20 protein-coding genes and 3 tRNA genes are annotated in these 23,368 nt (G+C 57.4%); 21 read left to right on the top strand and 2 right to left on the bottom strand.

Translation table 11 applies throughout. From position 1 onward, the window contains the following. Positions 1 to 65 precede the first annotated feature (65 nt). Both I5P96_RS08275 and I5P96_RS08270 read left to right on the top strand, forming a co-directional pair. Positions 66 to 1,466: an aminopeptidase gene (locus I5P96_RS08275; protein ID WP_223381562.1), complete on the top strand. Its 1,401-nt coding sequence runs from the start codon at positions 66 to 68 to the stop codon at positions 1,464 to 1,466. Positions 1,467 to 1,591: 125 nt separating this feature from the next. Continuing rightward, positions 1,592 to 2,362: a MerR family transcriptional regulator gene (locus I5P96_RS08270; protein WP_223381560.1), complete on the top strand. Its 771-nt coding sequence runs from the start codon at positions 1,592 to 1,594 to the stop codon at positions 2,360 to 2,362. On the opposite strand, the gene I5P96_RS08265 is transcribed toward I5P96_RS08270, so the two are convergent. Beyond that, positions 2,322 to 3,161, bottom strand: coding sequence for a polysaccharide deacetylase family protein (locus I5P96_RS08265; protein WP_223381558.1), 840 nt, complete (start codon positions 3,159 to 3,161; stop codon positions 2,322 to 2,324). The genes I5P96_RS08270 and I5P96_RS08265 overlap by 41 nt on opposite strands. 174 nt (positions 3,162 to 3,335) lie before the next feature. On the opposite strand from I5P96_RS08265, the gene I5P96_RS08260 reads away from it, so the two are divergent. After that, a tRNA-Leu gene (locus tag I5P96_RS08260) sits at positions 3,336 to 3,419 on the top strand. A gap of 216 nt (positions 3,420 to 3,635) precedes the next feature. On the opposite strand, the gene I5P96_RS08255 is transcribed toward I5P96_RS08260, so the two are convergent. Beyond that, a tRNA-Leu gene (locus I5P96_RS08255) sits at positions 3,636 to 3,715 on the bottom strand. 116 nt (positions 3,716 to 3,831) lie between these two features. Between I5P96_RS08255 and spoIVB the strand changes: the two genes are divergently transcribed. The 18 genes from spoIVB (at position 3,832) to I5P96_RS08165 (ending at position 23,367) form a co-directional block, all read left to right on the top strand. After that, positions 3,832 to 5,085 (top strand): SpoIVB peptidase, encoded by a 1,254-nt coding sequence (gene spoIVB / locus I5P96_RS08250; protein WP_223381557.1) that lies wholly within the window; start codon positions 3,832 to 3,834, stop codon positions 5,083 to 5,085. A 117-nt stretch (positions 5,086 to 5,202) separates the two neighbouring features. Beyond that, positions 5,203 to 5,961 carry a sporulation transcription factor Spo0A gene (gene spo0A, locus I5P96_RS08245; protein ID WP_097792156.1) on the top strand — a complete coding sequence of 253 codons (759 nt, stop codon included), beginning with the start codon at positions 5,203 to 5,205 and terminating at the stop codon, positions 5,959 to 5,961. 370 nt (positions 5,962 to 6,331) lie between these two features. Continuing rightward, complete coding sequence (gene rpmE, locus I5P96_RS08240) at positions 6,332 to 6,532, top strand: 50S ribosomal protein L31 (RefSeq protein ID WP_223381556.1); 201 nt, start codon at positions 6,332 to 6,334, stop codon at positions 6,530 to 6,532. Between the two features lie 196 nt (positions 6,533 to 6,728). Then, complete coding sequence (locus I5P96_RS08235; protein WP_411703165.1) at positions 6,729 to 7,469, top strand: ABC transporter ATP-binding protein; 741 nt, start codon at positions 6,729 to 6,731, stop codon at positions 7,467 to 7,469. Then, positions 7,466 to 8,338: an ABC transporter permease gene (locus I5P96_RS08230; RefSeq protein ID WP_223381555.1), complete on the top strand. Its 873-nt coding sequence runs from the start codon at positions 7,466 to 7,468 to the stop codon at positions 8,336 to 8,338. The genes I5P96_RS08235 and I5P96_RS08230 overlap by 4 nt, the downstream gene beginning before the upstream one ends. Before the next feature lie 15 nt (positions 8,339 to 8,353). Beyond that, the gene (locus I5P96_RS08225) at positions 8,354 to 9,799 is read left to right on the top strand and encodes a Gldg family protein (RefSeq protein ID WP_223381554.1); all 1,446 of its coding nucleotides are present in this window, start codon (positions 8,354 to 8,356) and stop codon (positions 9,797 to 9,799) included. A 7-nt stretch (positions 9,800 to 9,806) separates the two neighbouring features. After that, positions 9,807 to 10,787, top strand: coding sequence for a DUF4340 domain-containing protein (locus tag I5P96_RS08220; RefSeq protein ID WP_223381553.1), 981 nt, complete (start codon positions 9,807 to 9,809; stop codon positions 10,785 to 10,787). A gap of 293 nt (positions 10,788 to 11,080) precedes the next feature. Continuing rightward, the gene (gene potA, locus I5P96_RS08215; RefSeq protein ID WP_118554174.1) at positions 11,081 to 12,121 is read left to right on the top strand and encodes a spermidine/putrescine ABC transporter ATP-binding protein; all 1,041 of its coding nucleotides are present in this window, start codon (positions 11,081 to 11,083) and stop codon (positions 12,119 to 12,121) included. Between the two features lie 16 nt (positions 12,122 to 12,137). Next, positions 12,138 to 12,953: an ABC transporter permease gene (locus I5P96_RS08210; protein WP_223383744.1), complete on the top strand. Its 816-nt coding sequence runs from the start codon at positions 12,138 to 12,140 to the stop codon at positions 12,951 to 12,953. Further along, the gene (locus tag I5P96_RS08205) at positions 12,953 to 13,801 is read left to right on the top strand and encodes an ABC transporter permease (RefSeq protein WP_118554173.1); all 849 of its coding nucleotides are present in this window, start codon (positions 12,953 to 12,955) and stop codon (positions 13,799 to 13,801) included. The genes I5P96_RS08210 and I5P96_RS08205 overlap by 1 nt, the downstream gene beginning before the upstream one ends. A gap of 5 nt (positions 13,802 to 13,806) precedes the next feature. Continuing rightward, positions 13,807 to 15,039 (top strand): ABC transporter substrate-binding protein, encoded by a 1,233-nt coding sequence (locus I5P96_RS08200; RefSeq protein WP_411703516.1) that lies wholly within the window; start codon positions 13,807 to 13,809, stop codon positions 15,037 to 15,039. A 60-nt stretch (positions 15,040 to 15,099) separates the two neighbouring features. Next, on the top strand, positions 15,100 to 15,843 hold the full coding sequence (locus I5P96_RS08195; protein ID WP_223381550.1) for an acyl-[acyl-carrier-protein] thioesterase: 744 nt from the start codon (positions 15,100 to 15,102) through the stop codon (positions 15,841 to 15,843). Between the two features lie 509 nt (positions 15,844 to 16,352). Beyond that, complete coding sequence (locus I5P96_RS08190; protein ID WP_097792164.1) at positions 16,353 to 17,867, top strand: IMP dehydrogenase; 1,515 nt, start codon at positions 16,353 to 16,355, stop codon at positions 17,865 to 17,867. A gap of 262 nt (positions 17,868 to 18,129) precedes the next feature. Further along, positions 18,130 to 19,647, top strand: coding sequence for a nicotinate phosphoribosyltransferase (locus I5P96_RS08185; protein WP_223381549.1), 1,518 nt, complete (start codon positions 18,130 to 18,132; stop codon positions 19,645 to 19,647). Between the two features lie 74 nt (positions 19,648 to 19,721). Further along, positions 19,722 to 19,805: transfer RNA gene (locus tag I5P96_RS08180), tRNA-Leu, on the top strand. A gap of 31 nt (positions 19,806 to 19,836) precedes the next feature. Then, positions 19,837 to 20,889, top strand: a complete 1,053-nt coding sequence (locus tag I5P96_RS08175) for a tyrosine-type recombinase/integrase (RefSeq protein WP_223383743.1) — start codon at positions 19,837 to 19,839, stop codon at positions 20,887 to 20,889. Positions 20,890 to 21,451: 562 nt separating this feature from the next. Further along, positions 21,452 to 22,594, top strand: a complete 1,143-nt coding sequence (locus I5P96_RS08170) for an AAA family ATPase (protein WP_317850502.1) — start codon at positions 21,452 to 21,454, stop codon at positions 22,592 to 22,594. A 530-nt stretch (positions 22,595 to 23,124) separates the two neighbouring features. Continuing rightward, positions 23,125 to 23,367, top strand: coding sequence for a helix-turn-helix domain-containing protein (locus tag I5P96_RS08165; protein WP_223381546.1), 243 nt, complete (start codon positions 23,125 to 23,127; stop codon positions 23,365 to 23,367). Position 23,368: the final 1 nt, after the last annotated feature.

The following is a 23,368-nucleotide window of genomic DNA, read 5'->3' as shown; positions in this document are numbered from 1 at the left end:
CTTGAACCGGGCCTCCCGGTTTGAAATATTTAGGAATATGGAAACAGAAAGGCAGGAGAAATTCTATGGCAGAAAAAACTCCGACCCAGCAGCTGGCCGAAAAGCTGCTCTATAAGCCTGCTTACGTCGCCGACAAGGATGCAGACGTCAAGCAGAAGGCACACGCTTTTGCCGAGGGCTACAAGAAGTTCCTCGACGACGGCAAGACCGAGCGCGAAGTCGCCGCCGAGAGCGAGCAGATGCTCAAGGATGCCGGCTACGTGGAGTTCGACCCCAAAAAGACCTACCAGCCCGGCGATAAGGTCTACTTCGTCCAGTTCAAGAAGGCCGTCGTGGCGTCCACCATCGGCACCCGCAGCTTTGAGGACGGCTTCCGTCTGGTCATCGCACATACCGACAGCCCCCGTCTGGACCTGCGCCCGACCCCGCTGTATGAGTCCGACCACCTGAGCTACTTCAAGACTCACTACTACGGCGGCATCCGCAAGTATCAGTGGGGCACCATGCCGCTGTCTATCCACGGCGTCTTCACCCGCGACGACGGCACCACCGTCACCGTCCGCGTCGGCGAGGACGAGGGCGACCCCGTCTTCTGCATCACCGACCTGCTGCCCCATCTGAGCGCCGAGCAGAACACCCGCACCCTGAAGGACGGCATCAAGGCTGAGGAGCTGAACATCCTCATCGGTTCCGATGCTGTGGAGGATGAGGAGGTCAAGGAAGCCGTCAAGCTGAACACCATGATCCTCCTCCACGAGAAGTACGGCATCACCGAGAAGGAGTTCATGCGGGCCGAGATCGAGATCACCCCGGCTTACAAGTGCCGTGACGTCGGTTTTGACCGCTCCATGGTGGGCGGCTACGGCCACGATGACCGTGTGGACGCTTACCCCGCACTGATGGCTGAGATCGAGACCAAGGCCCCGACCTACACCACTGTCTGCGTCCTCACCGATAAGGAAGAGATCGGTTCCGATGGTGTGACCGGTATGCAGAGCATGTATGCCTTCCACTTCATGCAGGAGCTGTGCCGCACTGCCGGTCAGGACGACATCCTGGCCTTCCGCAACAGCGTCTGCCTGTCCGCAGACGTCACCGCTGCCTACGACCCGTCCTGGGCCAGCGCCTTCGAGCCGATGAACGGCACCTATGCAGGCCGTGGTGTGGCAATCTTCAAGTACACCGGCGGCGGCAGCAAGGGCTCCGCAAGCGATGCCTGCGCAGAGCTGGTCAGCGATATCACCCGGATGCTCGACAAGGGCAACGTGGCATGGCAGATCGGTGAGCTGGGCCGTCTGGACCTGGGCGGCGGCGGCACCATTGCCAAGTATGTGGCCAACCGCGGCATCCCTGTGCTGGACATCGGTGTGCCTGTGCTGTCCATGCACTCTCCCTTCGAGGTCATCCACAAGAGTGACCTGTACATGGCATATCGCGCCTTCAGCCTCTTCAACAACGCACAGTAAGCGCCATTAAAAAAACAGTGCCCCGGCAGGTTTTGTGCCCGCCGGGGCATTTTTGCGCTATTTTTGGGAAAATACTTGACCTTCCACCGACTTTATGGTGTAGTGTAAGGACGGAGGTGAAGCAAATGAACATCAAACAGGCTTCGGAACAGAGCGGGGTCTCCAGCCCCAACATCCGCTTTTACGAAAAAGAAGGGCTGCTGACGCCTGCCCGCAACCGGAGCAATGCCTACCGGGATTATACCGCCGAAGATGTCCGGACTCTGAAACTGATCCGGATGCTTCGGATGCTGAATCTGCCGCTGCCCACCATTCAAAGCGTTCTCCGTGGAGAACAGCCGCTGGCCGAAGCAATCCAGGCACAGCAGGCAGTGCTGGAACAACAGGCCTTCCGGCTGGCGGGTGCGATCCGCTTTTGCGCGGAGCTGACCCGGCAGGCACCCCGGATGGAGCAGCTGGATGTGGACGACTGCCTGAAACGGATGCAGGACCCGCAGGAGCCGGGCGGATTCTTCACCGGCTGGCTCAAGGATTACCGCACGGTGGCAGAAAACGAACAGAAAAAGCGCTTTTACATTGTATCGGAACAGTCCATCAATACCCCAGAGGACTTTGCAGAAGCGCTGCAGCGCTATGCCGAAGCGCAGGGAAGCCCCCTGCGCATCACAAAAGGCGGGATGTATCCGGAGTTTGAGTGGAACGGCATCCGCTACAAAGCATGGCGGGGGCAGGGCCGCTATTGCGATTCCATCTGCTGCGAAGCGGTCTTCCCGGAATCGCTTCAAACGGGGCTGCCGCCCAGACGGGAGCGCCTGCTTCGATGGCTTTGGCGGCTGCTCCCTGCGGCGGTGGCCGCTATGGTGTTGGCAGCACTTGCTCTACGCGGCAGAATGTGAACCCCTGATCCCGATACCACTGGATGATGTCCGGCAGGGCTTCGGCGGTGGTGTGGGTGGTGGCGGAATCGTGCATCAGAACGATGCACTGGGTCTGTTCACCGGTCTCCCGCACCACATTGCGGTAGATGGTGGATGCGCTGGGTTTGCCGCCCACAGCATCCTCGGCGCAGACGTTCCAGTCCACAGAGGTAAAGCCTTTTTCAGCGGCCTGCGCTTTCAACTCGCTCATGAGGCCTTTGCCGCCATAGCGTCGGCTGACGGTGTTGGTGCTCCCGCCCGGAAAGCGCAGATAGCGGATGCCCTCCGTATGGACATAGGGCGCGATGCGCTCCTTCAGCAGGGCAAGGTCCTGCCAGTAGGCGTCCGGGCTCCGGTAGATGTCGCTGTACTCGTGCGAGGCAGAGTGGAATGCGATCTGGTGCCCGGCGGCTTCTGCCTCAGCGAGAAGCGGCAGATACTTCTCGTTGTACCCGGTCGCCACCACAAAAAAGGTGGCCCGGACTCCGGCGGCGTTCAGCGCGGCCAGAACGTCCGGCGTCGTCTTGCTGGGGCCGTCGTCGAAGGTCAGACAGACCCATTTGTCCGGTGGTGTGGGCGGCGTTTCCGGTACCGATCCGGCCGGCACTTCGCTTGCGGCAGGGGAGACGAAACCTTCGTCCGGGATGGGCGTCAGGTCATTTTCCCGGCACCCGATGACCGGCGCAGAAGCATAGAAACTCCCAAGCCCAAAACCTAAGCCCAGCCCCAGAAATAGAAGGATCACGCCCTGTAATAAAAACTTTTTCTGTACCTTCACACCAAAAACCTCCTCATGCTGTGAATTTATGAAAAAGCGTCTCCGTACAAGATATGTGAGCCGAAAAATTCTATGAAAAACGCTTGACTTTCCCAGGAGATTATGGTACTATACTTGAGCAGTCCGCACCACGGTTTCAGACCTCAGGAATCGGAGATTGCACTAAAACAGTATGCGAAGGTGGCGGAACTGGCAGACGCGCACGTTTGAGGTGCGTGTGGTTTATCCTTGGGGGTTCGAGTCCCCTCCTTCGCACCAGATGAGAAACCCGCATGAATGCTTGAAAATCAAGCGCTCACGCGGGTTTTTGCTTGTTTTGGAATGTGCAGATACGAACGAATGCCAGCGATTTTAACGGCTTCTGACGCTCCCAAAGTCGTCAAAAAGTGGTAGAAAAGTGGTAAAAAACAAGAACAGAGGCAAACGTAAAAAGGCTCCACCAAACGGGAAACCGTTCGATGGAGCCTTTTCTTATGCGGAAGAAGGGACTTGAACCCTCACTCCGATGGAACTGGTGCCTAAAACCAGCGCGTCTGCCGTTCCGCCACTTCCGCACGGAGCTTATTAAGTGTATCAAGTTTGCACCCAAAAGTCAATTCCTGCGGCACAATTTTATAATCACATCCCGCGCGGCGCATACTAGCAAAAAGATTCCGGGGAGATGGCGAACGTGAAACAGCAGGACCGAGCGCACCGAAAGGGCTGGAAGCGGGCAAAGCAGGCGGCAGCATGGCTGGCACTGCTGCCGGTCGCTGCGCTGGGGTGGCTGTACAGCCGCCTGCCGGACCGCGTCTATCTGACGCCGGGCGAGGTTCTGGCGCTGCCCCGCTTTTCCTATGTGGAGCCGCTGGGGGTGCACGGAAGCCAGAATGTTGCCAGCACCCGCGCGGTGGGCAGCTACCAGACCACCCTCTCGCTGGGCGGCTGGCTGCCGATCAAGACCATCCGGACCATCGTTACCGAGCGGATGCAGGTGACGGTCTGCGGAACGCCGTTCGGGGTGAAGATGTTCTCGGAGGGGGCGCTGGTGGTCGGCTTTTCGGACGTGGAACGCCCCAGCGGCGGCACGGCCAATCCGGCAAAGGAAGCCGGGCTGCGCCTGGGCGACCGGGTCATCCGCATCGGCACGACCGTGACGGAGGACAACGACGCCGTCAAAGCGGCGCTGGAAGCAGCGCAGGGGCAGGCGGTGGAGGTCGTGTATATCCGGAACGGAGAGCAGCTCCGCACGACGCTTGTGCCGGTCTGGGATGCGGCGGCAGGGCAGTGGCGGGCCGGGATGTGGGTGCGCGACTCCTCGGCCGGTGTCGGGACGCTGACCTTCGCAGACGATGCACGGGGCATTTTTGCGGGGCTTGGCCACCCCATCAGCGACAGCGACACCGGCGAGAGCATTGCACTGCGCACAGGGGAGATCGTCCCCTGCGAGATCACCGGCTGCAGCAAAGGAACAGCAGGAAGCCCCGGCGAACTGAAAGGACACTTTCTTGGCAGCCGGGCCATCGGGAGCATCCGCATCAATGGAGAGAACGGCGTATACGGCACCACCCGCACACAGTTCGCCGGGCAGCGCATGGAGGTTGCCTTTGCGCAGGAGGTCACAACGGGCAGTGCAGAGATCTGGTCTACGGTGTCCGGTGAGACGCCGCGCCCTTATCAGGTCCGGATCGAACGGATCAGCGATGCAGACCCCAAACGGAACATGGTCCTGCGGGTGACAGACCCGGCGCTTCTGGCGCAGACGGGCGGCATCGTGCAGGGGATGAGCGGGAGCCCCATCGTGCAGAACGGGCGGCTGGTGGGAGCAGTGACCCATGTTCTGGTCAACGACCCGACACGCGGCTACGGAATTTTTGCCCAGACCATGTTGGAACAGGCCGAAATTGCGGCGCAGAGGGCGCAGGATACAGAATCGTCAAAATGAATAAGCATCATTCGACAATGGATGCCATAATATGGCAAAAATAACCGTTGAAATTAATGGAAAAATATGGTAAAATCAAAAGCGTTAAGGGAACTGCACACTTTGGAGGAATGAACGATGGATAAAATTCGGTTTTTGATGTCGGATACCAGCGCAGAGATCACGGAAGCCTGCCGCGAAGCGTTGGAACAAAAAGGCGTGGAAGTTACGGTCGTCGAAAAGGACGGACAGAAGGTGCTTCAGAAAATGCTCTCGGTGCGACCGCAGGTGGTGCTGCTGGACGCTTTTATGCCGGGGCTGGATGCACTGGCCGTCAAACAAAAGTACAACGCCGCAGGCGAGCGGCACACCTCGTTTTTTGTGACGGGTGCGTTCCAGAGCGAGGAAATGGTCCAGGAATTGCTGGATGAGGGATTTGCGTACTATTTCGTCAAACCGTTTGACGAAAATGTCCTCGCCAGCCGGGTCGTGAAGGTGGCAATGGGCAAGGAAAAGCATCACCTGCCTACCAGCGTGGACAGCGATGAGCTGACCGTGACGGAGATCCTGCACCAGATCGGCGTCCCTGCCCACATCAAGGGCTACCAGTTCCTGCGGGATGCCATCCTGCTCACCATGAACGAGCCGGAGTACATCAACGCTGTGACCAAGCGGCTCTACCCGGAAATTGCCAAAAAGAACGGCACCACCGCCAGCCGCGTGGAGCGCGCCATCCGCCACGCCATCGAGGTTGCATGGGACAGGGGAGACGTAGACACCCTCAACAGCTACTTCGGCTATACCATCCACAACCTGCGGGGAAAACCTACGAACAGCGAGTTCATTGCGATGATCGCTGATAAAATGCGGCTGGATAAGCGGCAGCGGGTGGGGTGAAATATTTCGCGGTATCGAAGTATATGAAAGTATAGAAAGGAACAAATTGGAATTGCTGGAAATTTGACTTCTGTTTATCGCTATAAAAAATGTGGGATGATGGCTCCATGGCGATAAATGGGTTGAACAAAAGGCAATAAATCTCCTGTATTTATTTGGGGTGCAGTTCCCGATGCGTACAGGAGATTTTTGTTGTTGAACGACCAAAAATCAAAAATTCCCCCTTGCATTTTTCAAAAATTGTGCTATAATATTTAAGCAATCGTTTCCAAGGCCGCTCGTGGGGGTAGCCGATATTGAAGGTTGTGATGGGCACATACATTGATAATATGGCCCCAATACGTCAGAACCAGAAATGAGGTGAAAAAGAATGAAGCAGGGTATCCATCCGAATTACGTTGACTGCACCATCACCTGCGCATGCGGCAACGTCATCAAGACCCATTCCACCAAGCCTGAGATCCACGTCGAAGTTTGCTCCAAGTGCCATCCTTTCTACACTGGTAAGCAGAAGCTGGTCGACACCGGCGGACGTGTTGAGCGCTTCAACAAGCGCTTCGGCCGTAAGTAATTTTACTGGTCTTTTCCAAAGCGCCGTCTCCCTTGCGGAGGCGGCGCTTTTTTGCGTGTTGGGGCAGAAAAGCGCGAACGGCGGAACCTTTCGGAACTTACACGACTTTATCTTATTTTCATCACATTTGCAGACTAAAATAAACCAGCAACGAAATCCATCGCGTTCTGCGCGGCCTTTGAGAGGAGCGTTATTTGTGATCGAAGTTTCTCATCTTACCAAAAAATACGGGCAACGTCTGGCGGTAGAAAATGTTTCCTTTGCAGTGGCAGACGGCGGCATCTGCGGCCTGCTGGGGCCGAACGGTGCGGGCAAGTCCACCATTATGAACATCCTGACCGGGTATCTGTCCGCTACCAGCGGGCAGGTCACGGTGGCGGGGCACCCGCTGCCGGAGGAGGCCGATGCGGCAAAGAAGTGCGTCGGCTATCTGCCGGAGCAGCCGCCCCTTTACCCGGAGATGACAGTGCAGGAATATCTGGACTTTGCGGCCGAGCTCAAGGGCGTCAAGAAGGCCGAACGAAAAGAGCAGGTGCGCAGCGCAGCCCGCCGCACCGGGCTGGAAAAGGTCCTGCCCCGGCTCATCCGCAGCCTCTCCAAGGGCTACCGGCAGCGGGTGGGCATCGCGCAGGCGCTGCTGGGCAGCCCGAAGCTCATCATCCTCGATGAGCCTACCGTCGGCCTGGACCCGGCGCAGGTCATCGAGATCCGCAAACTCATCCGGGAGCTGGGGCAGGCCCACACGGTCATCCTATCCAGCCATATTCTAAGCGAGGTGCAGGCGGTCTGCCAGCAGGTGCTGATCCTGTCCAAAGGCAGGCTGGCGGCATCGGGCAGTCTGCAGGAGCTGACGGCGGACGGCAGGAGTCTGGAAGAAGTCTTCCTGGAATTGACCGGCGGCGAGACCGAGGAGAACACAGGGAGGAAAGACGAATGAACGCCATTTTCAAGCGGGAACTCCGCAGCTATTTCCACGGGATGCTCGGCTATCTGCTCACCGCCTTTCTGCTGGCGTCGTCGGGCATCTATTTCCTGGCGCTGAACCTCGGCTACGGCCTGACGGATTTCAGCTACTATACGCTTTACCGCACGATCTTCATGCTGCTGCTCTACATTCCGGTCCTGACCATGCGGTCGCTGGCCGAAGAGCGCCGCAGCCGCACCGACCAGCTGCTTCTGACCAGCCCGGTCTCCGTCTGGGGCGTGGTGCTGGGCAAGTTTTTCGCGATGTGCGCTGTGTTTGCGCTGCCGTGCCTTGCGGATGCCGTGATGATCCTCATCCTCTGGGCACTGGGCGGCACAGTCACTGCACTGGCCGCAAACTTCGCGGGTCTGCTGTGTTATTTTCTGCTGGGCTGTGCGGCCATTGCCATCGGCGAGTTTCTCTCCGGCCTGACCGAAAACCCCATCATTGCAGCGGTGGCGGGCTTCTCGGTGCTGCTGCTGGCCTATATGATGCCCAGCCTGCGCAGCCTGTTCAATGCGGGCAGCGCGGTGGCGCTGGTCGTCTTTGTGGGCATTGCAGGCGCAGCATCGCTCCTTGCCGGGCTGCGCACCCGGAGCTTTGTTCTGGGGTGTCTGGCCTTTGCAGTGTGCTGCCTGGGGCTGACGGGCCTTTTCCTCGTGAAGAGCGCCTGGCTGACCGAGGCGTTCAGTGCGGTGCTGAGCGCCCTGTGCCTCTTCACGCCCTTTGAAGATTTTGTCAACAACAGCTTTTCCATCCCGACGCTGGTCTATTACCTGACCGTGACGGCGGTGTTCCTGTTCCTCACGGCGCAGGGCATTGAAAAGCGCCGCTGGAATTAAAGGAGGTGCGCAGCGATGAAGTTCTTCCCCAAAGATAAGGCGGCCCTGAATGGGCGGGTGTTCCGCAGCGGCCTCTATTCCGCTGCCATCACGGCGGCCGTCCTGGTTCTGGCCGTGCTGGTGAACCTGCTGGTGCGGACCCTCCCGACCAAATACACCACGTTCGACCTCTCGGAGGCCGGGCTGTATACCCTCAGCGACAGTTCCGCGCAGGTGGCGCAGGGCCTGACGCAGGATGTGACCATCTACTACCTCTGCGAGACCGGCAATGAGGACCAGATCATCTCCAAGCTCCTGGACAAATACGCATCCGAGAGCAGCCATATTGCCTGGGAAATCAAGGACCCGGCCATCTACCCGACCTTTGCAGCCCAGTACGGCGCACAGGATGCTGCGTCTGGAAGTCTGATCCTGGTCTCCGGGGAGCAGAGCGTGGTGCTGGATGCCTCCGACCTCTACGATTATGACTATTCCGACTACTACACTACCGGCAGCTATCGTGTGACGTTCTCCGGCGAGAGTAAGATCACCTCGGCCATCTACCGCCTGACCAGTGGGGAACAGAAACACGCCTACTACACCACCAACCACGGGGAGCAGACCCTGACCGACACGCTAACCGATGCACTGGAAAATCAGAACCTCTCCCTCACGGCGCTGGACCTGCTTTCCAGCGGCAGCGTCCCGGAGGACTGCGACCTGCTCATCATCAATGTCCCTGCACAGGACTTTGCCTCGGCGGGCGCTCTGGTGGATGAGATGAGCCTTCTGCGCAGCTACCTGAGTGCAGGCGGCAACGTTCTGCTCACGACCGATACTTATTATAATACGCCCAATCTGGACGCTGTGATGGCCGAATTCGGCCTGACCCGCGCCGAGGGGCTGGTGGTCGAGGGCGATTCCGGCCACTTCATGAACGGCTACCCCTACTATCTGCTGCCGGACTACACCAGCCCCACCGAGACCACGGCGCTGGAGGGCGTGGATGCCAGCCGCCATGTTCTGCTCCAGATGGCGCAGGGCATCACCCTGACCGAGACGGAGAATGTGACCGCAGAAGCGCTGCTCACCACCTCCGATGCGGCTTACAGCAAGGCGGCCGGGTACGAGATGACCACGGTGGAGAAAGAGGACGGCGACACGGATGGCCCCTTCACGCTGGCAGCCTACGCCCGCAATACAGCCACCGAGGCGGAGGTCATCTGGATCAACTGCGGCAACATGGACAACGAGAGCGCTTATCAGGTCGTGCCCGGCAATTGCACTTTCCTGCAGGGCTGTGCATCCTCGCTGGCGGGGCAGGTCGGCAGTGTGCTGATCGACTCCAAGGCGCTGGAAGCTGCCCCCATCAGCGTCTCCAGTGCACAGGCGGCTGTGCTGGGTCTGGTGTTCATCCTGATCCTTCCGGCAGCGCTGCTGGCGGCGGGCGCTGTCGTGGTCATCCTGCGGCGCAGAAAGTGAGGCCCGCATGAAAACGAAACAGCGCACCCTCATCGTTCTGCTGGTTCTGGTCTTTCTGGCGGGCGGGGCCTTCGCAGCCCTGACGGCGAAGAACGCGCAGGCCGTACAGGCCGAAAGCGCTGCGGCGGAGGGCAGCATCCCGCTGTCCTCCTTTGCGGCGGGCGACCTGACCGAACTTGCGGTCACGTACAACGGCGAGACGAACACCCTGACGGTTGCAGACGGCAGCTGGACGCTGGCCGAAGACCCGGCCTATCATCTGGACGCCACCGCCTGCAACACGATGGTCACCGCCCTGTCGGCGCTGAACGCCAAACGCCAGCTGACCGAAGAACCCGGCGAGGACTACGGCTTCACGGACGAGAGCCTGACTGTCACGGTCACAGCGGCAGGGGAGACGAACACCTTCACCTTTGGGGCAGAGAATGCCGCCACCGGGGATATCTACCTGAAAAAGGCCGGGGACGATGCCCTGTATATGGTGGCGGCGTCCAAGGCGGCCTGTTTTGCTCTGAGCCGCGCTGAGCTGTTCGGTGCCTTCAACCCGGCAGGGCTGACCCGTTCGGCCATCGAATCCGTCACCCTTGCCTGCGGAGATGAGCCGTTCACCCTGACGGCGGTTTCGGAAGCCGCAGAGTCCGCCCGTTCGGCCGACTCCGAAAGCGACAGCGACAGCAAGGCGTACACCACCGTTTGGCGGCTGGCGGATGCACCGGATGCGGAGCTGGACGAAACGCAGGTCAGCAGCCTGCTTTCGGCCCTCAGCAGCTACGTCACGGCGCAGGATCCCCACGGCGATGCGTCCGGCATGAAGCAGCTGGCTGCAGCCACGGTCCGCACAGCGGACGGCGAACGGACGCTGACCTATTACGAGGGCACGGACGGCTATTATCTGACCGTGTCGGGGGACGCTTCCCTCTACACGGTGGATGCCGCCACCGTGCAAACAGTTTGCACCGCAAAGGACCGTTACAAAGCGGCTTCGTGAAACAAAAGTTCATCTGGAAGTTCTTTTTGAGCCCGGAAGTTTCCCGCAGGGGAGCCTCCGGGCTTTTTGATGTTCCGGCCCGGTTTTCGCCCGGTACGTAAAGTTTGGGCAAACTGTGTCAGAGCGATTGACATTTGTACGGAAATTGTATAAGATAGACACGAACAGGGGGAGAGACTGCGCAATTTGTCACCTAAGGCACGGCGCGTGGGGACCGATCGCCCTGGTACGAGGGATGGGGACACGAGCCCTGTCTTTTTTCGTATCTGAGTTTAAGGAGGATTTGGTATCATATGGACAACTCGGTGATCGTTTCACTGCGGGACATCGTAGTGGAGTTTGACGGCCAGCGCATTCTGGACGGATTGAATCTCGATATCCATGACAAAGAGTTCGTTACGCTGCTGGGTTCTTCCGGCTGCGGCAAGACCACGACCCTGCGGCTGATCGCAGGCTTTTTGGAGCCGAATTCCGGCAAAGTTCTGCTCAAAGGCGAGGATATCACCGGTGTGCCGCCCTACAAGCGCCCGGTGAACACGGTGTTCCAGAAGTATGCGCTGTTCCCGCACCTGAACGTGTTCGAGAACGTGGCCTTCGGCCTGCGGCTGAAAAAGATGGACGAAGAGACCATCCGCCGCAAGGTGCGCGATATGCTGGAGGTCGTGGGCCTGAAAGGCTTTGAGCGCCGCAGCATCGGCCAGATGTCCGGCGGTCAGCAGCAGCGCGTGGCCATCGCCCGCAGCCTGGTCAACGAGCCGGAGATCCTGCTGCTGGACGAGCCTCTGGGTGCACTGGACCTCAAGCTGCGCAAGGAGATGCAGCTGGAACTCAAGCGCCTGCAGCGCGAGATGAACATCACGTTCATTTATGTCACGCACGACCAGGAAGAGGCCCTGACCATGTCCGACACCGTCGTTGTCATGAACGGCGGCAAGGTGCAGCAGATCGGCACCCCGGAGGATATCTACAACGAGCCGAAGAATGCCTTCGTGGCGGACTTCATCGGCGACTCCAACATCGTGGATGGCGTGATGCACAAAGATTTCCTCGTTTCCTTCTCCGGTGTCCAGTTCCCGTGCGTGGACCGCGGCTTTGCCCGTGAGCAGAGCGTGCAGGTCGTCGTCCGCCCGGAGGACATCGAGGTCGTTTCGCCGATGGAAGGCCAGCTGGTGGGCGTCGTCAATGACGTCATCTTCAAGGGCGTCCACTTCGAGATGCACGTCGATGTGGAGGGCCGCGAGTGGCTCATCCATTCCACCCGTGCCTGCACCCCCGGCGAGACCATCGGGATGCGCATCGGCCCCAACGAGATCCACATCATGGCGCGTTCGTGAGGGGTGAGCCGAAATGATGAAGATTTACGATCGAAAGCTCGCGTATCCCTACTTCGTGTGGATGACGCTCTTCACAGTGGTGCCCCTCATCATCGTGGTGTATTATGCCCTGACGGACAGCGACGGCAATTTCACCCTGAACAACCTGCTCTCCATCAGCGGCTATGGCTCGGTGTTCGCGCGCAGCCTGCTGCTGGCCCTCATCGCTACGGTCATCTGCCTGATCACCGCGTTCCCCGTCGGCTATTTTCTCTCCCGCCTGCGGGTGAACAAGCAGCATATCATGCTGATGCTGGTCATGCTGCCCATGTGGATGAACTTTCTGCTCCGCACCTATGCGTGGATGGGCCTGCTCAGTGTCAACGGCCCGGTCAACGCGGTGCTGGGTGCCTTCGGCCTTGGCCCCTACACCATGCTGAACACCTCCGGTGCGGTGGTGCTGGGCATGGTGTACAACTACGTGCCCTATATGATCCTGCCGCTCTACACCAGCATGACCAAGATCGACCAGAGCATCGTGGAAGCGGCGCAGGACCTGGGCGCTTCCACCACCCAGACCCTGCTGCGGGTGCTCATCCCCATGAGCGTACCCGGCATCAGCACCGGCATTACGATGGTCTTCGTCCCGGCGGTGTCCACCTTCGTCATCAGCCGGATGCTGGGCGGCGGTTCCAACCTGCTGATCGGCGACCTGATCGAGATGCAGTTCCTCGGCAACAGCTACAACCTGAACGTCGGCTCGGCCATGAGCCTGGTGCTGATGATCATCGTTCTGCTGTGCATGAGCTTTACTTCGAGCTTCGACGAGGATGAAATGGAGGGGGTGTCCTGATGAAAACGAAACATCTCCGCCTGATGCAGCGGGTCTATATCATCCTGTTTTTCTGCTTCATGTATCTGCCCATCGCGTATATGATCGTGTTCAGCTTCAACCAGAGCAAGGGCTATGCGCTGTTCACCGGGTTTACGCTCAAGTGGTACACCAGCCTGTTCCACAACGCCTCCATTCTGCGGGCGCTGGCCGTCTCGGTGGAAGTGGCCCTCATCTCGGCCGTCATCGCCACGATCCTGGGCACGGCGGCTTCGCTGGGCATTGCCTCCATGGGCCGCAAGAGCCGCCTTGTGGTGACGAACATCACCTATATCCCGGTCGTCAACCCGGAGATCATCACCGGCATCTCGCTGATGCTGCTCTTCGTGGCCTACCAGCGTTTTGCGGGCCGGGTGGAGTTCCTGCCCGATACCATCATGGGCCTGCCCACGCTGCTCATCGCGCACATCGCGTTCAACGTGCCGTATGTCATCTTCAACGTCACGCCCAAGCTCAAGCAGCTGGACGTCAAACTGTATGAGGCGGCTCTGGACCTCGGCTGTGACCCCAGGCAGGCGTTCTTCAAAGTCATCCTGCCGGAGATCAGCCCCGCCATCCTGTCGGCCTTCCTCATCTGCCTGACCTACTCCATTGATGACTTCATGATCTCCTACTTCAACTGCGGCACGGTGGAGACCCTGCCCATCGCCATCTACTCCATGACCCGCAAAAAGGTCAGCCCGGAGATCTACGCTCTGTCTACCATCATGTTTGTGGTCATTCTGACCATCATCCTGATCTCCAACGCTATGGAGAGCCGCGGCTACCGCCGGGACCAGAAGGCACTGAGAGGGGAGGATGCCGCATGAAACAGATGAAGCGCATGGTGCTTTTACTGCTGACGTTGGTGTTTGCCGTCAGTCTGCCGCTTTCGGCGTTTGCCGCCGGGACCATCGAGGTCACGGAAGATGTTTCCGTTTCGGATGATTACGACTGGACCCGCTTCAAGGGCCAGAACGTCACCCTGAACGTCTACAACTGGGGTGAGTATATCTCCAACGGCTCGGACGACAGCGTGGACGTGGTGGACGCCTTCCAAAAGCTGACCGGCATCCACGTCAACTACACCACCTTTGATTCCAATGAGTCGCTCTACGCCAAGCTGAAATCCGGCGCGGCGGATTACGATGTCATCATCCCGTCGGACTATATGGTCGCCAAGATGATCTCGGAGGGGATGCTCGCAAAGCTGAACTTTGACAACATCCCCAACTTCCAGAACATCGACGAAGTCTACCGCAACGCCGACTACGACCCCGCCAATGAATACACGGTGCCGTATATGCTCTGCACCACCGGCATCATCTACAACACCACCATGGTGGACAAAGCGCCCGCCAGCTGGGCCGACCTGTGGGATGAACAGTACGCCGGAAACATTCTGATGTTCAACAACAGCCGGGATGCGTACGCCATCGCGGCATTTGCCACCGGCCACAGCATCAACCCCCAGTCCACCGAGGAAGTGGACGAGGTGGTCGAGCACCTCAAGGCGCAGAAACCGCTGGTCCAGGCCTATGTCATGGACGAGATCTTCGATAAGATGATCGGCGGCGAGGCGGCCATCGGCGTCTATTATTCCGGCGACGCCATCACCATGATCGACGACAACCCCGACCTGGCCTGGGTCTTCCCGGAGGAGGGCAGCGTCCTTTCGGTGGACAGCATGTGCATCCCCGCCACCAGCGAGAAGCAGGAAGCCGCTGAGATGTTCATCAACTTCATGTGCGAAGTGGACATCGGCAAAGCCAACGCCGAATACATCGGCTACACCACCCCCATGCAGGCCGTGTGGGAGGTGCTGGACGAGGACCTGAAGTACAGCGAGATCGCCTTCCCCTCGGAGGAGATCGAAGCGAAGGAAAAGGTCTTCACTGCCCTGAGCGATGAGGTCAACAGTGAGCTGGACGTCAAGTGGAGCGAGATGAAGAGCTACGACGAGAGCGGCAGCGGCATCGTCTTCCTGATGCTGCTTCTGGCCATGGTCGCGCTGGCCTGCTTCAACATCTGGCGCAAGCTGCGCAAAAAATCGCGGAACATGTATTGATCCATGCAGGCTGCGCCGCAAACGGTGCGGCCTGTTTTTGATAGAGAGGATATTTTTACTATGGTACTGAACCACTTTACTGAAACTGCGACCGTTCTGAACGCCGACTGTGATTTTCACCGGAAGCTCAAACCCAGCGCCCTGTTCCGTTATGTGGAGCAGGCTGCGGCGGATCACGCCCGCGCCTACGGCATGGACGACGATTTCTTTGCCGCCCGCCACACGACGTTTCTGGTGGGCAAGCAGGCCGTGGAGGTCTACCGGATGCCCACCCGCGGCGAGAAGATCACGCTGGATACCGCCTGTGAGCCTTGCAAAAAAGGCTCGATGAAGCGGATCACTCACATCCTCGATGAGGTCGGGAAGGAGCTGGCCCTCGTGGACTGCCGCTGGATCGTGGTGAACACCGAAATGGGGCACATCATGCGGCAGCCCAGCTGGTGCACCCCCAACTACGAAAACGAGAATGTGGAAGACGAGCTGCCCCAGCTGGTGCACAAATGCAAGGAGCTGACCCCGGCGGGCAGCTGGACGGCCAGCTACTCGCTGTGCGACCTGAACGGCCATGTGAACAACTCGTTCTATCTGGACATCGCCTGCGACGCCCTGCCGCTGGATGCACTCCGGAAGGGTCCGCTGCGCTTCGCCTCCATCAAGTACCACCGCGAGATCCCGATGGGGGCGCAGGTGGCGGTGGCCTATGCGCCGTCGGCCGGTGGCTGGTATGTGGTGGGCCGCCGGGACGAGCACATAGCCTTTGAGTGTTATCTGGAATTTTCCAGCGAAGCGGCTGAGAATGCCTGAGAAAAGAATTACAAAAAAATTACAAAAACTTTCGCAAAACCCCTTGCAAAATGATTTCAAAAGAGTTACAATATGGTTACAAGAAGAGCGAAAGCTCTTCTGCGTGAAATCTTTTTCTTCTTGTTATCCGTGGATATCGGGTGCGCACCGCTCCTCCTCCGGCTGTTCTCCTTCGCAGCTGTTGGTGTGCACCGCACAGGCGGTATCGTCGCTTCGTGTGCAAAAAAGCTCGCTCCCGTTCGGGGGCGGGCTTTTTTGCGCCCTCAGGCTTGCAGCAGGGGAGAACGGCCCGCATTTTCGGGAATAAAGTGTTACTTTCCGCCGTTTTCTTAGACAAAGTGTCTGGTTTTCGCAAGGACAGTTTTGGAAAGTTTGTTTTGCGAAATGCTTGCGTTTGTGCCGGTTTGTGTTACAATAGGTGCAAGCATTTTTAGCATCTTCCAGGCACGATAAGTGAAATGAATTTGCCGCCGTTTCTACGGGCTGCACGAGAGAAAAGGAGTTTGAGTATGGCATATTTCTATGAAGAACCTTCCCGCACCTTTGGTGAGTACTTGCTGATCCCCGGCTATTCTTCTTCGGAGAATGTCCCCACGGCGGTCAGCCTGAAGACCCCGCTGGTCAAGTACCGCAAGGGCGAGGAAGAATGCCCGCTGGAAATGAACATCCCCATGATCAGTGCCATCATGCAGGCAGTCTCCGGCGACAAGCTGGCGATCGCGCTGGCACGCGAGGGCGGCGTTTCCTTTATCTATGGCTCTCAGAGCATTGAGAACGAGGCAGCGATGGTCCGCCGCGTCAAGAGCTATAAGGCCGGTTATGTCGTCTCCGACTCCAATCTGGCCCCGACGGCCACCCTGCACGATGTGCTGGAGCTGAAGGCCCGCACCGGCCACTCCACCATTGCTGTCACCGCCGACGGCACCCCCAACGGCAAGCTGCTGGGCATCGTGGCCTCCCGCGATTACCGCGTCAACCACACCCCCGATGACGCCTCTGTCACCACCTTCATGACCCCCATCGAAAAGCTGGTCACGGCCCCGGAAAACACCTCCCTGCATGACTGCAACAACATCATCTGGGACAACAAGATCAACACGCTGCCTCTGGTGGACGCCGAGGGCAACCTGAAGTATTTCGTCTTCCGCAAGGACTACGACTCCCACAAGAAGAACGCCAACGAGCTGCTGGACGCCAACAAGAGCTATGTCGTGGGTGCCGGCATCAACACCCGTGACTACGCCGAGCGTGTTCCCGCTCTGGTGGAGGCCGGTGTGGATGTCCTCTGCATCGACTCTTCCGAGGGCTATTCCGAGTGGCAGAGCCGCACCATCGGCTGGATCCGTGAGCACTACGGCGACACCGTCAAGGTCGGCGCAGGCAATGTGGTCGATGCAGAAGGCTTCCGCTTCCTGGCAGAGGCAGGCGCCGACTTCGTGAAGATCGGCATCGGCGGCGGTTCCATCTGCATCACCCGCGAGACCAAGGGCATTGGCCGCGGCCAGGCTACCGCTGTCATCGAGGTCGCCAAGGCCCGCGATGAGTATTATAAAGAGACCGGCATCTATGTGCCCATCTGCTCCGATGGCGGCATCGTCCACGATTACCACATCACCCTGGCGCTGGCCATGGGCGCAGACTTCGTCATGCTGGGCCGCTACTTTGCCCGCTTTGACGAGAGCCCCACGAACAAGGTCCGCATCAATGGCCAGTATATGAAGGAGTACTGGGGCGAAGGCTCCAACCGTGCCCGCAACTGGCAGCGCTATGACCTCGGCGGCTCCACCAAGCTGAGCTTTGAGGAAGGCGTGGACAGCTATGTCCCGTATGCAGGCCCCCTGTCCGATGGCGTCCAGACCACGCTGTACAAGGTCAAGAGCACCATGTGCAACTGCGGTGCGCTCTCCATCCCGGAGCTGCAGCAGAAGGCCAAGCTGACGGTCGTTTCCTCCACTTCCATCGTGGAGGGCGGCAGCCATGACGTCATGCTGAAGAACGCGACCCCCAACATCATGAATGGCTGATCACAATTGAATCGAACGGCTGCTTCCTGGCTTCTGGAGGCAGCCGTTTTTCTGGTTTGGAAAAAAGATTTTGTCTGCATCCGCCGGAATTTTACAAAACCTCTTGCACCCATCCGGGAAAGATGCTATCATGATACAAACACCCTGTCATGACAGGGTGGAAGAGCCCCGCGCCGCACCTGAGATGCAGACCGGGCCGGGGCGTTTTTTCAGCAGCCGCCCGGTATCGGCCGCTGTATGGATATGAAGAGAGGAAACTTTCATGGACGAGATCAAAGTTGTTCCGTATATTCCGGATGAAGATTACGATAACCCTGCCATGGTCGTGGATTTCTACGAGTTCACGATGGCCAACTGCCTGTTTCTGCACGGCTTCAAGGATACGACGCTGGTATTCGATATGTTCTTCCGCAAGAACCCCGACAACCAGGGCTATTCCATCAGCGCAGGCCAGCGCAAGCTGACCCGCTTTTTGCTGAACTATCACTTCAACGAGCAGGATATCTGCTGGCTGCGCACCAAGGGCATGAGCGAGGAGTTCTGCGAGTATCTGCGCACCTACCGCTGGCAGGGCGACATGTACGCCCTGCCCGAAGGCACGGTCTGCTATCCCCATGTGCAGATGGTCCGCATCGAGTGCGACCTTGTGGGCGCTATCCTCATCGAGACCTATCTGCTGCAGACCATGAACTTCCACAGCCTGATCGCCACCAAGGCGACCCGCGTCACCGGTCTGAACACCCACACCCCCCGCAGCGTCATGGAGTTCGGCACCCGCCGCGCCCAGGGCGAGAGCGCAGGCAACGACGGCGCGTATGCAGCCGTTCTGGGCGGCTGCATCGGCACCGCCAACTGCCTGGCCGAGATGAAGTATGGCCCGGAGGTCAAGGCCGTCGGCACGGTGGCCCACAGTTTCATCGAGTTCTTCCCGACCGAGTTCGATGCTTTCAAGGCCTTTGCCGATACCTATCCGGACTCTGTCAGCCTCCTGCTGGATACCTATAATATCATGGAGAGCGGTCTGCCCAACCTCATCAAGCTGGACGACTACCTCATCGAAAAGTATCCCAACGACCCCAGCCGCCGCGTCAAGAGTGCCCGCATCGACTCCGGTGACCTGGCCCGCGGCTCCAAGCGCCTGCGCAAGGCGCTGGACGCAGCAGGGAAGCCTTATATCAAGCTGGTGGCGTCCAACGGTCTGGACGAAAAGAAGATCGCCAACATGGAGCTGTATGAGCATGCCCATTTCGATTCCTACGGTGTCGGCGAGAACCTCATCACCTCGGCTTCCGATCCCGTCTTTGGCGGCGTGTACAAACTGGTGGCCGTCAAGCGCTCGGATGGAACCTATCAGCCCAAGATGAAGTGTTCGGATTCTGCCAGCAAGGCCATCATCCCTGGCAAAAAGATGCCGTGGCGTCTCTACGATGAAAACGGCCAGGCACAGTGCGACCTGATCGCCATGGACGGCGAGGAGATCGAGGCAGGCAAGCCTGTCACGATGGTCAATCTGGATTCTGACGCCATTGAGCGCACCGTGACCATCACCCCCACCAAGGTGAAAAAGCTGTTGGTGCCGCACATCCTCCACGGCGAGCTGGCCATGGAGCTGCCCTCCATCGCAGAGAAAAAGGCCTACATCGCCCGCCAGCTGACCGATGAGACCTGGGAGAGCGAGCTGCGCCTGGAGTGCCCCCACAAGCACTATGTCAACATGACCCCCGCCGTCGCCGAGTGCCGCTCCCGCATGTATGCCGAGCTGCATGGCGGCAAGGTATAACTTGACAAATCGGGATTTCTATTGTATGATATGAATTGCCGTTTGCAGTTCTTGCAGCGGCAGTTCATTTAGAAGCCACTGTGGTGAAATTGGCAGACACGAGGGACTTAAAATCCCTTTCTGGCGACAGAGTGCGGGTTCAAGCCCCGCCGGTGGCATGAGAAAGCTCAGAATTATTCGTTGAATCGAATGATTCTGGGCTTTCTCTTTTTGTTCCATTTTCTGGAAGTGTTGAGCGGGCGAGAGGGATTTTTCGCGAAAAAAGGAGGAGTCTCTCTCGTGCGTAACCGTGATTTAAGACCCGCTGCCAAGGCAAATCCCACCATCCAACAGGCATTTGAAAGGTTCCAAAAGTACAACCGGCTCAAGAACCTCTCCCAAGGCTCACTCGACTTCTACGCCGCTAAGGGCAGAAGCTTCTTTCGGTTTCTGGGGGACACAGAACAGCCCATCCATACCATCACAGAGGAAACGGTGGAGGACTATATCTTCTATATGAAGGACCAGAAGCTTCACGATACGACCATCAATACGAATCTGCGCATGGTGCGTGCGTTTTTGTACTGGTGTATGGAAAAAAGCTATCTGGAAAAGTATCCGATCAGACTAGTGCGTGCAGATGATCCAATCAAAGAACCCTACACCACCGATGAGCTGCAGAAGCTGCTGAAGGAACCGGACTGCAAGACGTGCTCCTTTGCCGAATACCGCAATTGGGTCATTGTCAACTTCCTGCTTGGTACCGGCTGCCGTGCGTCCACGCTACTCAACCTGCAGATCGGAGACTTGGACCTTTCCGCCGGGACAGTGTTTTTCCGCCACATGAAGGCGCGTAACCAGCAAATCGTGCCGCTCTCTAAGGCACTGGTCAAGATCATGGAGGAGTATCTGGAGCATCGTACCAGCGATTTCACGGCCCCGTTGTTTGTCTCAGAGTATGGCAACCAGATGACCCTGAATTCGCTCGGTAATGCGATTTGGAATTATAATCATAGCAGAGGCGTGGATAAGACCTCTATGCACCTGTTCCGGCACACCTACGCCAAACTGTATATCCAAGCTGGTGGCGACCCGTTCCGTCTGCAAAAGCTGCTGGGACACGCAGACCTCACCATGACCCGGCGGTATGTGGCACTGTATGCGGACGACCTGAGAGCCAACTATGACGCCCTGAACCCGCTGGAACAGATGAGCCATGAAAAGCAACGGGGTGAAAAAATAGGGATGAAACGGGAAAGGTGAAGGAGTGTGGCGGCTTCTTTGCAGTGATCGTGTATATGAATTTGCGACTTTGCAATGTTGATGAAATTGAACGAAAATGCGATATAAATTGATAATTTCGGAAATGCAAAGTTGAGCGGTCATTGCAAGGTTGAAGTGAGGAGGACCAATTGTGCAGAAAGAGAAGATCACGAAATGTTTATAAAATGGAGCGTGACAATTACTGCCGACGGTGCTATAATGACCTTACCCCCGGAATGTTTCGTATGAAGCCCAGAAGTGAAGATGATGTCTCCGAGGGCCATTACGCGGACTCACAGTGATGGACTGCGTAACATATTTTATCTGTTCGTCGAGGTTCAGGATACTGAGCCTCACCTAGACGAATGGAGGTCTCAGCCTAAGGCGAGACGCATGATTAGATAGAGTAGTTTCCCAGAAGCTGTATTCTGCCGGTATACGGTATGAGTGCGGCTTGGGAGTTCTATCTTTTTGTGCGTCTTTTTTATTGCCATTTTTTAGAAGATGCACGATGTAGCGTAAAAAATATGCCAAAAACGTAAACGAATATAAGGAGTAAAATATGAGTTTTCTAAGTTTCTTTCCGTTAATCCCTGCTGTGACCACTGCTTCAGCTGCGCCGGTCTACCATGGAGGCATGATTCCGTGTCTGGGAGATGTGGAGCCGGTAAATACCCGATGGCTTGTTAAAGGATACTTCCCGATGGGAGCAGTGTCGGTCGTGGCAGGCCCCGGCGGCGTGGGCAAGGGCGTATTCATGGCGGGTGTGGTGGCTGCCGTAACGACCGGACGTCCCACGATGCTCTTCCCTGATGCTGCAGTTGCACAGGGGAATGTTTTAGTACTTACGAGCGAGGATGACCCCGGCATGTCTCTGGCTCCGCGCATGATCGCGGCAGAGGCGGATATGCGCAGGGTGTTTTACGCGACTCCCGGCTGGTACTGGCAGCAGAAAAAGAAAAAGCTTGTTATTGGGGCAAGCTTGTTTGAGCTTATTGATGAGCTGCATCCGGCACTGGTTATCATCGACCCGCTCAGGAGCTTTCTGGAGTGGAATGCAGCGGCAAATGGTGATGTGATGCGCGGGGCGCTTGATATGCTGCAGGAAAAAGCTTTGGCAGACCAGTTCAGCGTGGTCATTGTATCTCACATGGTAAAGAAGGCAGGCGATGATGCACGGATGTTGCTGGCCGGTTCGGGTGAGCTGTGGAATGCCGCTCGCAGCGTGACCATTCTGGGGAGACTGCCGATGGACGAGAGCGTCACCTATGTAACGCAGGAAAAGCTGAACATTGGCACTAAGGCACGTAGTATCCTCTTCCATACCCAGACGGTAGGTGTGAAAAATAAGGCAGGCGCAGAGGTGGAAACCGTCCGGGCAGTGCTGGCGGCGACCACGGAGAAGCATTATAAGGAGTTGATGGCCGACAAGCCGATGCCATTGGAGCCGTCGCAGCGGGATGCCAAGGAGTCCATCATGGCCCTTCTGAAAGAGCAGGGACCGATGGCTGGCATGGATCTGAAAAAGCTGGTAATGGACGAAACAGGATGCAGCAGACGCACCGTTGAGCGGGCACATACATGCCTTGTAAAAGAGAAAAAGATCCAGACCAAGCGGGTGCGGCAGGCTGACGGAAAGTTCAAGTTCATCACCTCCTTGTGCGCTGTCCGGGCAGTGAGGCGAGTGTGTGGCGAAGTTGCATAAAAATGACGAATAAGCGACAAAAATAAACTTCGCCAGTGTGGCGATGTTGGCGATGTTGAGTGGAATGTGGAAAAACTAAAAGAGACATAGTATCGCTAATAAGCGAAAAACGGCGCAATTTCGCCAATGGAAGCACAGGAGGTGGTGCACTATGGATGGCATGATTGCCTGAACGGACGTCGGAGAGCGGCAGAAGTGGAAAACCAAATCCTCTCAGTGCTGGAAACGATGCTTGATACGACGCTTTATACAGATTGTTTTATATCTGATGTGAAAATGGCATGTGCTTGTTAAAAATCAACAAAAAGGCAATAGCACCTTTCAAAAAAAGGTATTATTGGGCTTTGTTTAAAAAACAGAAGAAAAAATTACAGATAACTATTGAACTTTAATACAAGTAGCGATATACTGCTTGTACAAACAAAACAAGGAGGTTTGATAGTGCGTAGCGAAAAAACAATAAGGCGTAATTTGGCAACGCCCAGTTGACTGCCAAAAATACAATCCAATTATATAGGAGCATACAAATTATGACACGAAGCAAAAAGAACACCACTGGAAAGCCGACGACTGCGACACAGCTCTCGCCCATGATGACCGTTGCCGAGGTGGCAGAGCTGCTGGAGTTCGGGCAGAATTTTGTCTATCGGCTGGTGAGTAAACCGGGCTTCCCGGCGGTAAAGGTGGGCAATAGCTACCGGATCTTCCGCGAAGGGCTGATGGAATGGCTCGATGCGCAGAAGGTCGATAACACACCGGGAGGTGCTGCATAAT

The organism is Faecalibacterium prausnitzii, assembly GCF_019967995.1.
Taxonomy (GTDB): domain Bacteria; phylum Bacillota; class Clostridia; order Oscillospirales; family Ruminococcaceae; genus Faecalibacterium; species Faecalibacterium prausnitzii_E.
The sequence above is the reverse complement of the archived record's forward strand: the minus strand, read 5'-3'. Positions and strand labels throughout refer to the sequence as shown.

Excerpts from the sequence above, each read along its gene's own strand:
- I5P96_RS08275 (WP_223381562.1), top strand. The coding sequence starts at position 66 with ATGGCAGAAAAAACTCCGACCCAGCAGCTGGCCGAAAAGCTGCTCTAT.
- I5P96_RS08270 (WP_223381560.1), top strand. The coding sequence starts at position 1,592 with ATGAACATCAAACAGGCTTCGGAACAGAGCGGGGTCTCCAGCCCCAAC.
- spo0A (WP_097792156.1), top strand. The coding sequence starts at position 5,203 with ATGGATAAAATTCGGTTTTTGATGTCGGATACCAGCGCAGAGATCACG.
- rpmE (WP_223381556.1), top strand. The coding sequence starts at position 6,332 with ATGAAGCAGGGTATCCATCCGAATTACGTTGACTGCACCATCACCTGC.
- I5P96_RS08230 (WP_223381555.1), top strand. The coding sequence starts at position 7,466 with ATGAACGCCATTTTCAAGCGGGAACTCCGCAGCTATTTCCACGGGATG.
- I5P96_RS08225 (WP_223381554.1), top strand. The coding sequence starts at position 8,354 with ATGAAGTTCTTCCCCAAAGATAAGGCGGCCCTGAATGGGCGGGTGTTC.
- I5P96_RS08220 (WP_223381553.1), top strand. The coding sequence starts at position 9,807 with ATGAAAACGAAACAGCGCACCCTCATCGTTCTGCTGGTTCTGGTCTTT.
- potA (WP_118554174.1), top strand. The coding sequence starts at position 11,081 with ATGGACAACTCGGTGATCGTTTCACTGCGGGACATCGTAGTGGAGTTT.
- I5P96_RS08210 (WP_223383744.1), top strand. The coding sequence starts at position 12,138 with ATGAAGATTTACGATCGAAAGCTCGCGTATCCCTACTTCGTGTGGATG.
- I5P96_RS08205 (WP_118554173.1), top strand. The coding sequence starts at position 12,953 with ATGAAAACGAAACATCTCCGCCTGATGCAGCGGGTCTATATCATCCTG.
- I5P96_RS08200 (WP_411703516.1), top strand. The coding sequence starts at position 13,807 with ATGAAGCGCATGGTGCTTTTACTGCTGACGTTGGTGTTTGCCGTCAGT.
- I5P96_RS08195 (WP_223381550.1), top strand. The coding sequence starts at position 15,100 with ATGGTACTGAACCACTTTACTGAAACTGCGACCGTTCTGAACGCCGAC.
- I5P96_RS08190 (WP_097792164.1), top strand. The coding sequence starts at position 16,353 with ATGGCATATTTCTATGAAGAACCTTCCCGCACCTTTGGTGAGTACTTG.
- I5P96_RS08185 (WP_223381549.1), top strand. The coding sequence starts at position 18,130 with ATGGACGAGATCAAAGTTGTTCCGTATATTCCGGATGAAGATTACGAT.
- I5P96_RS08175 (WP_223383743.1), top strand. The coding sequence starts at position 19,837 with ATGATTCTGGGCTTTCTCTTTTTGTTCCATTTTCTGGAAGTGTTGAGC.
- I5P96_RS08170 (WP_317850502.1), top strand. The coding sequence starts at position 21,452 with ATGAGTTTTCTAAGTTTCTTTCCGTTAATCCCTGCTGTGACCACTGCT.
- I5P96_RS08165 (WP_223381546.1), top strand. The coding sequence starts at position 23,125 with ATGACACGAAGCAAAAAGAACACCACTGGAAAGCCGACGACTGCGACA.